Consider the following 13,438-nt stretch of genomic DNA (forward strand, 5'->3'; position numbering starts at 1 on the left):
TTTTCATATGTTTCCTTGACATAAGTCGTCTCGATTTGTGGTAAAGAGTAAGTGGTACGGCAAAATTCGTTAGACGAAGGAGCGTTCAAGATGGATAAATTAATGCAAGATGCGAACCGGTTTGTCTCAGATATGGTGGAAGGTCTCGTTTTAGCACATCCTGATCTTTATGCAAAAGTCGACGGAGTCAATGTCATTAAACGAAAAGAACCGTTGAACGGGAAAGTGGCCCTTGTATCCGGTGGGGGAAGCGGTCATGAGCCGGCGCATGCCGGATTTATCGGGGACGGTATGCTCGCAGCTGCTGTCTGTGGTGAAGTCTTTACTTCTCCGACACCTGACATGGTGCTTGAAGGAATCAAGGCGGCAGACGGTGGGAAAGGGGTGCTGCTCGTCGTCAAAAACTATTCTGGAGATGTCATGAACTTCGACATGGCGAAAGAATTGGCCGAACTCGAAGACATCGAAGTCGAGACGGTCATCGTCCAGGATGATATCGCCATCAAAAAAGAAGAAGACCGCCGCGGAGTCGCTGGCACGATTTTTGTCCACAAGATTGCCGGAGCTGCGGCAGCAGAGGGCAAATCACTTGCTGAAGTCAAAGCAGTCGCTGAGAAAGTCATTGCCGGCGTCCGGTCAATCGGAATGGCGTTGTCCCCATGTTATATGCCGGAGAGCGGTAAACCCGGTTTTGATTTGCACGAGGATGAAATGGAAATCGGAATTGGGATTCACGGTGAAAAGGGTCTGGAGCGGAAACCGATTGCCTCCGTCGAAGCCATCGTGACGGAATTACTCGATCGATTGACAGCGGAAGTAACCGATAAAAAAGTAGCGGTCATGGTCAACGGAATGGGCGGAACGCCTGAATCGGAATTGTACATCACCTATAAATATGTCGCGGAACAATTGCAGGCAAAAGGATACGAGATTGTTCGTCCGTTCGTCGGCAACTATATGACATCACTCGAAATGCACGGTTTCTCAATTACGCTGCTTCCGGTTGACGATGAACTGGTCGGCTACTTGGATGCAAAAACGAACGCAATCGGATTCTAATTAAAAGAGGGTGAGATAGATGAAGTTATCGACTGAAGAATTCCGCAAAGCATTGCTTAAAGCGGCTGCCGATCTCGAACACCATAAAGATGAATTGACGGATCTTGACCGGGAAATCGGTGACGGCGACCACGGCATCAATATGTCGCGCGGTTTCCAGGCTGTACAAAAAGAACTTGAGGCGCAAGAAGAGTATGAAGATCTAGGTGTCTTATCAAAACAAGTCGGAATGACCTTGATTAAAACCGTTGGAGGTGCATCCGGTCCGCTCTACGGTACGGCATTCGTTAAATTTGCCGGAGCGTTTAAAGGGAAAAGAGAAGTTGAAGGGGCGGAACTGGCAGCGGCGTTTAAAGAAGCGACGGATGGGATTAAAATGCGCGGGAAATCAGAGTTTGGACAAAAAACGATGGTCGATATTTGGACACCGTTTTACGAAGCACTGGAACAAGAGAGTGATTTGAACGCAGCACTCGATCAAGCATTGGCAGATACAAAAGAGCGTGTGGCGACAAAAGGACGGGCTTCTTATTTTGGGGATGCAACGGTCGGTGTCCAGGATCCCGGTGCGTTATCAAGCTCACTGTTATTACGTTCGATTGTGGAGGTCTTGTCATGATTAATTTGATTTTAGTCTCCCATAGTGAAAAGCTTGCGACCGGACTAAAGGAACTATTGGCTGAAATGGCTCCGGATACACCCGTGTTACTCGCAGCTGGGCTTGCGGACGGCAGTATCGGGACCGATGCGTCCCGAATTGAAGAGACGATGAATGAGTTGAACGATGACGGCTTAATTTTGACCGACATCGGATCGGCGACGATGAACGCGGAACTGGCCTTAGAATTATACAGTGGGGACCGGAACGTTCAGTTCGTCGAAGCACCGCTGGTAGAGGGCGCTTTTTTGGCAGCGGTCTTAAGTGGTCAATCAAAAACGCTGGATGATATCGTAACAGGCGTCAAAGCAGAATTTTCGTAAAACAGGTAATCCGACTAACAGGTTCGTTTCCGAAGAGGAAGCGAACCTGTTTTTTTAGGGAAAACAAAAAAACTGGTATTCCGCGAGGGAATACCAGTAAAGAAATCAGGCGTTGACTTCTTTTTTGTTCGGTTTAAACGCCATTGTCGCTTCGACCGCTTTTTGCCATCCGGCATAACGCTGTTCGCGATCGTCTTCTTTCATTTCTGGTTTGAACTGACGGTTGAGTTTCCATTGTTTTTTGATTTCAGCTTTGTCTTTCCAGTAACCGACTGCGAGACCAGCAAGATATGCAGCACCGAGAGCTGTTGTCTCATTGATTTCCGGACGGTCAACCGGTACACCTAAGATATCCGACTGGAACTGCATCAAGAAGTCATTCGAAACCGCACCACCATCAACACGCAACGTTTTTAGTTCGATGCCTGAATCTTTTTCCATTGCCGTCAAGACATCACGTGTCTGATAAGCAAGGGATTCGAGAGTCGCGCGGACGAAATGTTCTTTCTCCGTTCCGCGTGTTAAGCCGAAGATCGCGCCACGAACGTCACTATCCCAGTACGGGGCACCGAGTCCGACGAAGGCAGGAACGACGTAAACGCCTTCTGTCGAATCGACTTTTAACGCATAACCTTCTGAATCCTTCGCGTTTTTCAACATCCGTAAGCCGTCACGCAACCACTGAATCGCGGATCCGGCAACGAAGATTGATCCTTCGAGTGCATATTCGACTTTTCCGTCGACACCCCAGGCGATTGTCGTCAGTAGACCGTGGTCAGACGAAACGGCTTTTTCACCAGTGTTCATGAGCATGAAGCAACCTGTACCATACGTGTTCTTTCCTTCACCCGGTTCGAAACATGTTTGACCGAAGAGAGCAGCTTGCTGGTCACCGGCAATTCCGGCAATCGGAATTTCGAAGCCGAAGAAGTGATACGGAACGGTATTGTCATACACTTCACTTGATTGACGGACTTCCGGTAACATTGATTTTGGAACTGTCAGGATTTCAAGCAACTCATCATCCCATTTTTGTTCGTAAATGTTGTACATCAATGTCCGGGAAGCGTTTGTATAGTCTGTGATATGCGTTTTTCCACCAGACAGCTTCCAAACGAGCCATGTGTCGATTGTTCCGAATAGAAGTTCTCCGTTTTCTGCCTGTTCCCGTGCCCCTTCGACGTTATCCAAAATCCACTTCACTTTTGTCCCTGAGAAGTAGGCGTCAATCAGAAGACCTGTTTTATCACGGAATGTTTGGTTCAGACCCTGTGCATTCAGCTCATCACAGATACCGGATGTTTGACGGGATTGCCAGACAAGCGCGTGATAGACAGGTTTACCTGTTTCTTTGTTCCAGACGACCGTCGTCTCACGTTGGTTCGTAATTCCGATACTTGCGATTTGGCTCGGTTTGATATCAGCCGTTCCGAGAGCATCCGCCATGACAGCGAGGATTGATCCCCAAATTTCATTGGCATCATGCTCGACCCAGCCCGGTTGCGGGAAGTATTGTTTGAATTCACGTTGCGCAGAGTTCACGATTTGACCATCGTGGTCAAAAATAATGGCGCGTGAGCTTGTTGTTCCTTGGTCGAGTGCTAAGATGTACTTGTTTTCCATGCTGAAATCCCCCTTGAGATGTAGGTGTCAAACAAAATCAGTTTTGCAGCAGTTGATACAGCAAGACGGCTACTCCACCACCGATGATCGGACCAACGATTGGAATCCACGAGTAACCCCAGTCAGATGAACCTTTTCCTTTAATCGGTAAGATAGCGTGTGCAATCCGCGGACCAAGGTCACGGGCCGGGTTGATGGCATATCCTGTTGTACCACCGAGCGAGAGACCGATGACGACGACAAGAAGACCGACGATGAATGGTTTCAGTCCGTCACCAAATGTTGTCAGACCAAATGACAGGATTCCGAATACCAAGACAAACGTCCCGATGATTTCTGAAATCAGGTTTGACGGTGTATGGCGAATCGCCGGACCTGTTGCGAACACACCCAGTTTTGCTGCTTGATCATCAGTCGCTTCAAAGTGTTTCATATAATGAAGCCAAACGAGTACTGCACCGATGAATGCTCCGATTAATTGACCGGCGATATAGACAGGTACGTCTGCCCACGGTAAATCGGAATTCATGGCAAGCGCCAATGTCAATGCAGGATTGAGATGTGCACCACTCGAGGCAGCAATGTATGCTCCCGTCATGACGGCGAGACCCCAAGCGAATGTAATGACAATCCAGCCGCCGTTCTCAGATTTCGTCTTTCTCAAGACAACCCCTGCAACGACTCCGTCGCCGAGCAAAATCAGAATCATTGTTCCAATCAGCTCACTTGTAAAGTTACTCATGCAAAAACCCTCCCTTTGGATTAAAGCAAATAATGGCCTTTCCATTTAAACCTACATCTAATTGAGAACGTTTTCAATACAATTAATTCAAATCTTTGATTAAAATTTCCTTAATTTATGTTTAAAAAAATGAATAATGGATACTAAAAAAATCCTTCGTTCATTTTTACAATGAACGAAGGATTTTCAACGACGCTTTTTCCGCTTCTTTTTTGTTCGAAAGAAGCTGCTGGAGTGATCAAGGACAATATGTATCGTACTGGCAACCATGACGCCGATGATGAAAGCAGGCATGGACGCGAACCAGGAATCGACCGTACTCGATTCAATGATTTTCAGGTACAGCGCCAAAAATAAAAGCGGAATCAGAAAAGCGGCGCTGTACATCAGGCGAATGAGATCGCCGATGATCAAACCGTGCGACCAGATGGAGCGGTGGGGCATGATTTTGACATAAGGCATCCAAAAGACCCGTAAAGGACCGTGCCGGTAGTAAGGTTCGGACTTCAAGTCGAGGTCTGGTGAAAGCCAAAGGGTGCCGACGGCGATGCCGACAGCGGTTGGAAGCCAATCCGTCTGCTGGGTTGCGACCGAATACGCAACATAGCCGGTTAAAGCAACGGTATTGACTGTATCGTGTACATTTCCAGAAGGCATAAAAAAAGACCAGCTGTGCTGGTCCCTCGCTTAGTGGATCGTCCGATATACGCCGATGACCTTGCCAAGAATCGAGACGTTATCGAAATACATCGGGTCCATCGAATCATTTTCTGGTTGGAGACGTACTTGTTGATCTTCTAAGAAGAACCGTTTGACGGTCGCTTCGCTATCTTCGGTCATAGCAACGACGATTTCACCATTCTCTGCTGTGTTTTGCTGACGAACGATGACCCGGTCACCGTCTAGAATACCTGCGTTGATCATCGACTCACCATCAATCGTCAACATAAAGACATTTTCGTTCCCGACGTAATGGGCAGGAAGCGGGAAATGTTCTTCAATGTTTTCGATGGCCGTGATTGGAAAACCGGCCGTTACTTTCCCGATGACGGGAATATGAACGATGGCTTCGTGATTTTCATCAGTTTTATCAAGCAATATCTCAATCGCACGTGGCTTAGTTGGGTCACGGCGAATCAGTCCGCGTTTTTCTAGACGATCCAAATGACCGTGTACCGTTGAGCTTGAAGCAAGACCAACAGCCTCACCGATTTCACGAACTGAAGGGGGATACCCTTTCAGTTTTACTTGAGCAACGATGTAGTCAAGGATTTCTTGTTGTCGTTTCGACATTTTCCGCATATGAATTGCCACCTCTTTCCGGATTGGTTTTTTGAAGGTTATAGGAATACATGTTTCTAAAATCACTATAACATAGAACAAATGAGCGTACAAACAATTGTTCGACATTTTGTGTTGACCGAACACCGGTTCTTGGTTTAAGATGAGTTATGCGAACAATTGTTCCGAGAACATCTATTCTAAAAACATTTTTAACTGGAGGGATTTATCATGATGCATACGATTCGTACCCATGCCTTTTCCATTGTTTTTTATACGCTCAGCCTGGCTTTCATTCTTTTCCTTTTAACACCTCGACCGGACGAGAAGGTCGAGCAACTCTTGACGGCTTCTGTCACAGTCGATCAAAACGCGACCGTCGAACAGGTCGCCGAAGTCTATAATGACGGATCGATGACAGATCAGGAATATGTCGAGTGGTTGATCGAGAATAATGAACTGAAGACGACTCATGTCATTTCGAAAAACAAAATCGTTGTACCAATCGCGCAACAATGACAAACTGTAAAGGTTGTCAAAGAACGAACAGGGGTGTGAAGTACAGTGAAAGTAGTAATCTACTGTCGCGTCTCGACGGAAAAAGAAGCACAGGACAGCTCGCTTGAGCGGCAAAGATCGGAACTGTCGGGACTCGCTGCAACAAAAGGATTTGAAGTCGTGGAGATCATCACGGAAAAGGAAAGTGGTTATGACGTTGATCGGGAAGGGATGTTATCCGTTCTCGATTACGTCACACGTCAAGCCGTGGATGCCGTTCTCGTGACGGATGATACGCGGATCGGACGCGGGAATGCCAAAATCGCCATTTTACATACGTTCCAAAAACATCAGGTTCAACTGATGACGATGGAATCGGATGGCGAGTATAAACTGGCAGACGCCGAAGCGATGGTTCTTGAAATTGTATCGCTCGTCGAAGAGTATCAACGGAAACTGCATAATGCGAAAATTGCCCGCGGGATGCGACGGGCTGTCGAAAATGGATTTCGTCCCGAGCAGAACCTCAACCGTCAAGGTGAAAATGCCGGTCGGAGCCGAAAGGAAGTCCCGATTGAAGAAATCGTCCGGTTACGTGAGTTAGGACTGACATTCGCCGACATCGCGGTGACATTAAGAGGGATGGGACACGACATTTCGAAAGCGACCGTCAACCGGCGTTATCTGGAATATAAAGAAGTAGTCAGTACGTACGAATAAGGAAGTAAGTTTGATGCCTCAGCGGCGCATCAAACTTGCTTTTTTTTTCGTGTCTTTTACAGTAAGGTTACTATTGAAAGCTCAACTTTGAGTCAACAGAAAGAGGGATATCATGTTATCACAAGAACAACTGGACCGGATTAACGAATTAGCCAATAAATCAAAAGTCGAACCGCTGACTGATGCAGAAACAGCGGAACAAAAAGAATTACGGACTGCCTATCTGGAAGCATTCCGTGGTTCGTTCAAAAATCAGATGATGGGCATCAAAATCGTCGATGAAGAAGGAACCGACGTAACACCTGAAAAACTGAAGCAAGCACAGGAAGAAGAACGGAACAAACAATAATGACAAAAGCTATGTCACTCATTGGGATGAGTGGCGTAGCTTTTTTTGGTGAAACGTTCGTAATATGTATCACGAAAGTGCCAAGAAAACGGCAATAGAGAGCGCATTCATTTCAATGTGACATACTATTTAGAAAAGTTGTATCACATTTGTGGGTATGCTAAAATGAGGAGGAATTTGTGAAAAAGAGAGAGGATGATTGTTTTGACGAACATGACAACAGTAGAATTATTAGCAGTAAATACGATTCGTACCTTATCAATTGATGCAGTACAAAAAGCGAACTCGGGTCACCCGGGAATGCCGATGGGTGCAGCACCGATGGCATTTACATTATGGGCGGATCATATGAACCATAACCCTAAAAATCCAGAATGGTTCAACCGTGACCGTTTTGTACTTTCAGCAGGACACGGTTCAATGCTTCTCTACTCACTCCTCCATTTATCAGGTTATGATCTCGCGATGGATGACTTGAAGTCATTCCGTCAATGGAACTCAAAAACACCGGGTCACCCGGAATACCGTCACACAGCAGGTGTCGATGCGACGACTGGTCCACTCGGACAAGGCATTGCGATGGCTGTCGGTATGGCGATGGCAGAACGTCACTTGGAAGCAAAATACAACCGTGACGAGTTAAACGTCGTCGATCACTTCACATACGGGATTTGCGGAGACGGTGACTTAATGGAAGGTGTTTCGGCAGAAGCGGCATCACTTGCAGGACATTTAGGTCTTGGCAAATTGGTTGTTCTGTATGATTCAAACGATATCTCGCTCGATGGCGATCTCGATAAATCATTCTCAGAAAACGTTCAACAACGTTTTGAAGCATACAACTGGCAAGTCATCCGTGTCGAAGACGGAACGGATCTTGATTCGATTTCAAAAGCAATCGAAGCAGCAAAAGCTGAAACAACAAAACCGACATTGATTGAAGTGAAAACAGTCATCGGATTTGGTTCACCAAACAAATCAGGTAAATCGGCTTCACACGGTGCACCACTCGGAGATGCGGAAATCAAGTTGACGAAAGCAAGCTACGTTTGGGATCACGAAGAATTCTACGTCCCGGAAGAAGTCAAAGACTTGTTCGAAGAACGCATTGTCAAACGTGGTGCTGATACAGAAGCAGCATGGACTGAGAAAATGGAACAATACAAAGCGGCGCATCCAGAATTGCATGCTGAACTTGTTCAAGCCATCAACAACGAATTGCCAAGCAACTGGGAAGCAGACCTGCCAACATATGATCTGACATCGAAAAAAGCGACACGTCAGACAAGTGGTGAAGTCTTGAACGCTCTTGCGAAAAACATCCCGTCAATCTTCGGTGGTTCAGCTGACTTAGCAGGATCAAACAACACGATGCTCAAAGGCGAAGCTGACTTCGACATCGATCCAAGCGGCCGTAACATCTGGTTTGGTGTGCGTGAGTTTGCGATGGCAGCAGCTGTCAACGGTATGGCGTTACACGGTGGTGTCATTCCTTACGGTGCGACATTCTTCGTATTCTCGGATTACCTCCGTCCTGCAGTTCGTTTAGCAGCGTTGATGGGTATCCAGTCGATTTTCGTCCTGACACATGACTCGATTGCTGTTGGTGAAGATGGTCCAACACACGAGCCGGTTGAACACTTGATGAGTTTCCGTGCGATGCCGAACTTGACAGTTTACCGTCCGGCAGATGGGAAAGAAACGATTGCCGCATGGAAAACAGCCGTTCAATCAACAAACAAACCGACACTTCTCGTCATGACACGTCAAGGATTACCTGAACTTGAAGGTACGACGGTTGAAGGCGCTGAAAAAGGCGGATACGTCATTGCGGGTGACATCAACAAAGCGGATACAATCTTAATGGGAACAGGTTCTGAAGTGCATCTGTTAGTCGAAGCACAAAAAGAACTTGGCGAAACGGCAGCAGTCGTTTCACTTCCATCATGGGAATTGTTTGAAGCGCAATCAGCAGAATACAAAGAATCAGTTTTACCAAAACGCATCACGAAGCGTCTTGCGATTGAAGCCGGTGCTTCACTCGGTTGGTATAAATATGTAGGAACAGAAGGACAAGTCATCGGAATCGATCGCTTTGGTGCTTCGGCTCCTGGAGATCTTCTGTTAAAAGAGTACGGCATGTCTGTCGAAAATGTCTTGAACACAGTCAAGCAACTCGGTTAATGAAGAAAGGTGCGCAAACGCGCGCACCTTTTTTTTGCATTATCTATGCAAAGGCTTTAAATTATAGTATAGTAAAAAGCGACGTTTGAAGTTAGAGGAGGAAGCAACTTGGCTACATGGATTTGGATTTTAATTGCCCTTCTTTGCTTGGTAGCTGGTGTCGCCCTTGGTTTTTATATCGCTCGTCGATACATGATGAACTATTTGGAGCAAAACCCACCAATCAACGAAGATATGATTAAGACATTGATGATGCAAATGGGTCAAAAGCCATCACAAAAGAAAGTCAACCAAGTGATGCGTTCAATGAGTGGTTCAATGAAATCACCGAAAAAATAACGACTTGTAAAAGGAGACCAATTTGGTCTCCTTTTGTTTGCTATTTTTTAGGAAGATGGCTAATCTAAAATGTGAGACTATTAGAAATACTCAATCGATTTAAAAAGGGGGGACTTGTATGGGAGTCTTCAGGAAACTGAGTTGGTTTTTCCGACTCGAATGGAAAGCATACAGTTTAGGCATCATTGCTTTAATTTTTGTTGCCGGACTGGAACTGATTCCGCCGAAAGTAATCGGTTCGACGGTCAACGGACTGAGCGAAGGCAGTTTGACGAAAAATGATTTATGGAAACTGGTCGCGACACTGGTGTTGATCGGGGTATCGACCTATGTGATTCGTTATTTTTGGCGGTTTTACATCTTCGGAGCGTCGATCCGGCTCGGCCGGTTGTTGCGAAGTCAGCTATATGGTCATTTTTCGGACCTGGATCAATCATTTTACAAGAAGTACCGCAGCGGGGATTTGATGGCTCATGCGACGAATGATGTACAAGCCGTCTCGATGACGGCAGGAGCCGGTATTTTGACACTCGTCGATTCCGTGACGATGGGCAGTTTCGTCATCATCACGATGATTACGACGATCAGTTGGAAACTGACGCTTGTTTCGTTGTTACCGATGCCGCTGATGGTTTATTTGACGTCACGGTACGGGAAGATGCTGCACTCCCGATTCCACGATGCGCAGGAAGCTTTTTCGGATTTGAATGACAAGGTCGCAGAAAGCGTCAGCGGAGTCCGCGTCTTGAAAGCAACAGGGGAAGTTGAATCGGATGTCGGAACGTTTACTTCGTTATCTGATGATGTCGTTCAAAAAAACCGCCGGGTCGCGAAAATCGATGCCTTATTTGATCCGACGATTTTCGGTTTGGTCGGCTTATCTTATATCATTGCCGTCGGATACGGCGCGTATTTATTACAGCAAGGGGAAATTCGGATCGGGGACATCGTGTCCTTCACTACATATTTGGGATTACTGACGTGGCCGATGCTTGCGTTCGGCTGGTTGTTTAATATCGTCGAACGGGGACGGGCTTCGTACGACCGGATTGAACGGATGCTTGCAATCGAACCGGAAATCAAGGATGCGAAAGAAGCGGCGACGACGGTTTCGTCCGCTGATTTACAAGTCGCGATTGATCGGTTTGTATATGAGACACAACCTGTGCTTGAGAACATTCACGTGACATTGACACCCGGACGGACACTTGGAATCGTTGGTCGGACCGGTGCCGGAAAATCGACGTTCGTTCGTCTGTTATCACGCGAATACGATGTCAAATACGGTTCGATTGCGATTGGCGGACAGGACGTCAAACAATTGACGCGTGAAACGGTCCGCAAGCAGGTTGCAATCGTTCCGCAGGATCATTTCCTGTTCTCTGCTTCGATTGCTGATAATATCGCCTTTGCGAAACCGGATGCATCGATGGAAGAAATCATGGAAGCTGCACGGATTGCTGCCGTTCACGAGGATATTCTCGGCTTTACGGAAGGCTATGCGACGATGGTCGGGGAACGGGGTGTCACATTATCCGGCGGTCAGAAACAACGGATTTCGATTGCCAGGGCGTTACTCGCGGATTGTCCGATTCTGGTATTGGATGATGCCTTGTCGGCGGTTGATGCCAAGACGGAGGAAGCGATCATCGAACACTTCCGGACAGCGGATAACGAACAGTCACAAATCATTGTCGCCCACCGTCTGTCGGCGGTTTCGCATACCGATGAGATCATCGTCCTCGATGCGGGTCGAATCATTGAACGGGGAACACACGATGAACTGCTTGCCCGTGACGGTTGGTATAAAGAAACCTACGACCGTCAGCAACTCGAATCACTCGTCGAACAGGGAGGTGGAACGCTTGAATCATGATATTAATGAAAAAGCGGTCTTACGACGATTGCTGGGATTCGTCAAACCGTTTAAAAAACAGGTGTTAGTCGCCTTTTTACTGTTGCTTGTGACGACCGGAGCAAAGCTCGGAGGTCCCTATCTCGTTAAAATCTTCATCGATGATTATGTCGCGGTCGGCAACTATCCGGTGCAGGAAGTGGCGTTATTGTTCGGCGTGTACTTACTGTTGCATACGACAGGGATCGTCGTCGATTATCTGCAGGCGTTTGAGTTCCAAAAAATCGCCTTGAAAGTCATTCAACGGCTTCGGATCGATGTGTTTCGCCACGTCATGCACTTACGGCTCGGTTATTTTGACCGGACACCGGCTGGCGTACTTGTTTCACGGATCACAAACGATACGGAAGCCATCAAAGAACTGTATATCGGTGTCTTGTCGACGTTCGTCCAAAGCGGGGTGCAACTGATTGGAACCTATCTGTTCCTTTACTTACTGGAACCGCGCCTCGCGACGATTGCGTTAGTCCTGTTACCGCTGTTTTATTTCATCATCTGGATTTACCGCCGTTATTCAACGAAATATTACGCTGAAGTCCGGGATTTGTTGTCGAAGATTAACGGACAGCTGAATGAATCGATCAACGGGATGGCAATCATTCAACAATTTCGCCAGGAAAAACGGTTGATGGCGGAATTTGAAGAGACGAACATCGCCCATCAGAACGGCCGTTACAAGAACTTGAAGCTCGACAGCTGGCTGCTTCGGCCAATCATCGAGTTGATGTTAGCGCTGACGATTGCGTCCTTGATTACGTACTTCGGTGTCCTGTCATTTTCACAAACGGTCCAGGTCGGGGTCGTATATGCCTTTATCAGTTACATGGAGCGGATTTTCCAACCGGTTCAGCAAATCATGCAACGTCTGTCTGAATTCCAACAGGCTGTCGTCTCGGCGGACCGTGTCTTTAAAGTACTCGATACGGATGAGCCGGAACCTGCGAAGACGATTGCGGGTGACGCTGATATTACAGAAGGACATATCGTCTTTGATAACGTCCGCTTCAGTTATGACGGAGAGAAGGAAGTTTTAAAAGGAATTTCGTTTGAAGCGAAGAAGGGTCAGACGATTGCCCTGGTCGGTCAGACGGGCAGCGGGAAGAGTTCGATCATCAATATCCTGATGCGTTTTTATTCCTATCAGTCGGGTCGAATCTTGATTGACGGGCAACCGCTCGAACAATTGCCGGAAGACGAACTGCGGCGCCATGTCGGACTGGTGTTACAGGATTCATTCCTGTTTACTGGAAGTGTCGCCGATAACATCCGGTTATTCGATTCCTCGATTCCATTCCAAAAAGTCGAGGAAGCAGCCCGTTTTGTCCAAGCAGATGGCTTCATCAATCAGTTGGACGAGCAATATGACAGTCCGGTCGCAGAGCGGGGAGCGACGTTTTCTGCCGGGGAACGCCAGTTGGTCTCGTTTGCCCGGACGATGGCGCGGGATCCGAAAGTCCTGATTCTCGACGAAGCGACAAGTTCAATCGATACGGAAACGGAAGAAAAAGTTCAAGTCGCCTTAAAACGCATGCGACAAGGGCGAACGACGATTGCGATTGCCCACCGGTTGTCGACAATCCAGGATGCGGATTTGATTTTAGTCCTGCATCAAGGGGAAGTCGTGGAACAAGGGAATCATCAGACGTTGATTGAAAAGAACGGATTGTATAAAAAAATGTATGAATTACAATCCGGACACGTTTCATCCGTTTCTTAAGACATAAAAAAGCCTGCCAGGCGATCTCGC

Annotated in this window: 14 protein-coding genes; 10 read left to right on the plus strand and 4 right to left on the minus strand. The window is 47.1% G+C overall.

Annotation, left to right across the window (positions count from 1 at the left end; translation table 11 throughout):
* Window positions 1-90: 90 nt before the first annotated feature.
* Genes dhaK through dhaM form a run of 3 tightly spaced genes read left to right on the plus strand, consistent with a single transcriptional unit; the run spans window position 91 to window position 2,040 of the window.
* A complete protein-coding gene (gene dhaK, locus AC3IRK_RS05750; protein ID WP_489170491.1) occupies window positions 91-1,059 on the plus strand; it encodes a dihydroxyacetone kinase subunit DhaK in 969 nt (322 codons plus the stop codon).
* 19 nt (window positions 1,060-1,078) lie between these two features.
* Window positions 1,079-1,678 carry a dihydroxyacetone kinase subunit DhaL gene (gene dhaL, locus AC3IRK_RS05755; RefSeq protein WP_131502975.1) on the plus strand — a complete coding sequence of 200 codons (600 nt, stop codon included), beginning with the start codon at window positions 1,079-1,081 and terminating at the stop codon, window positions 1,676-1,678.
* Window positions 1,675-2,040 carry a dihydroxyacetone kinase phosphoryl donor subunit DhaM gene (dhaM, locus tag AC3IRK_RS05760; protein WP_131502974.1) on the plus strand — a complete coding sequence of 122 codons (366 nt, stop codon included), beginning with the start codon at window positions 1,675-1,677 and terminating at the stop codon, window positions 2,038-2,040. The genes dhaL and dhaM overlap by 4 nt, the downstream gene beginning before the upstream one ends.
* Window positions 2,041-2,145: 105 nt before the next feature.
* Here the strand turns inward: dhaM and glpK are convergent, their stop codons facing one another.
* From glpK to lexA, 4 genes are all read right to left on the minus strand, one after another.
* Entirely contained in the window at window positions 2,146-3,663 is a 1,518-nt protein-coding gene (glpK, locus tag AC3IRK_RS05765) for a glycerol kinase GlpK (protein WP_131502973.1), read from the minus strand.
* Window positions 3,664-3,700: 37 nt separating this feature from the next.
* Entirely contained in the window at window positions 3,701-4,405 is a 705-nt protein-coding gene (locus AC3IRK_RS05770) for an MIP/aquaporin family protein (protein WP_131502972.1), read from the minus strand.
* 186 nt (window positions 4,406-4,591) lie between these two features.
* Window positions 4,592-5,062: a metal-binding protein gene (locus tag AC3IRK_RS05775; RefSeq protein WP_426355000.1), complete on the minus strand. Its 471-nt coding sequence runs from the start codon at window positions 5,060-5,062 to the stop codon at window positions 4,592-4,594.
* 30 nt (window positions 5,063-5,092) lie between these two features.
* A complete protein-coding gene (gene lexA, locus AC3IRK_RS05780) occupies window positions 5,093-5,707 on the minus strand; it encodes a transcriptional repressor LexA (RefSeq protein ID WP_426355002.1) in 615 nt (204 codons plus the stop codon).
* Window positions 5,708-5,917: 210 nt separating this feature from the next.
* Here lexA and yneA point away from each other — a divergent pair, with 210 nt between their 5' ends.
* The 7 genes from yneA to AC3IRK_RS05815 all read left to right on the plus strand — a co-directional run bounded on the left by yneA (window position 5,918) and on the right by AC3IRK_RS05815 (window position 13,408).
* Complete coding sequence (gene yneA / locus AC3IRK_RS05785) at window positions 5,918-6,205, plus strand: cell division suppressor protein YneA (RefSeq protein WP_026833384.1); 288 nt, start codon at window positions 5,918-5,920, stop codon at window positions 6,203-6,205.
* A 45-nt stretch (window positions 6,206-6,250) separates the two neighbouring features.
* Window positions 6,251-6,904, plus strand: coding sequence for a YneB family resolvase-like protein (locus tag AC3IRK_RS05790; RefSeq protein ID WP_026828734.1), 654 nt, complete (start codon window positions 6,251-6,253; stop codon window positions 6,902-6,904).
* A 112-nt stretch (window positions 6,905-7,016) separates the two neighbouring features.
* Window positions 7,017-7,253: a DUF896 domain-containing protein gene (locus tag AC3IRK_RS05795; protein WP_012369999.1), complete on the plus strand. Its 237-nt coding sequence runs from the start codon at window positions 7,017-7,019 to the stop codon at window positions 7,251-7,253.
* Window positions 7,254-7,448: 195 nt separating this feature from the next.
* Window positions 7,449-9,437 carry a transketolase gene (gene tkt / locus AC3IRK_RS05800; protein ID WP_131502971.1) on the plus strand — a complete coding sequence of 663 codons (1,989 nt, stop codon included), beginning with the start codon at window positions 7,449-7,451 and terminating at the stop codon, window positions 9,435-9,437.
* 108 nt (window positions 9,438-9,545) lie between these two features.
* On the plus strand, window positions 9,546-9,776 hold the full coding sequence (locus AC3IRK_RS05805) for a YneF family protein (RefSeq protein ID WP_012370001.1): 231 nt from the start codon (window positions 9,546-9,548) through the stop codon (window positions 9,774-9,776).
* A gap of 118 nt (window positions 9,777-9,894) precedes the next feature.
* A complete protein-coding gene (locus AC3IRK_RS05810; protein ID WP_131502970.1) occupies window positions 9,895-11,652 on the plus strand; it encodes an ABC transporter transmembrane domain-containing protein in 1,758 nt (585 codons plus the stop codon).
* Window positions 11,642-13,408: an ABC transporter ATP-binding protein gene (locus AC3IRK_RS05815; RefSeq protein WP_489170492.1), complete on the plus strand. Its 1,767-nt coding sequence runs from the start codon at window positions 11,642-11,644 to the stop codon at window positions 13,406-13,408. Before AC3IRK_RS05810 ends, AC3IRK_RS05815 begins: the two co-directional genes overlap by 11 nt.
* Window positions 13,409-13,438: the final 30 nt, after the last annotated feature.

The sequence above is a fragment of the Exiguobacterium sp. GL_137 genome, from assembly GCF_057834585.1.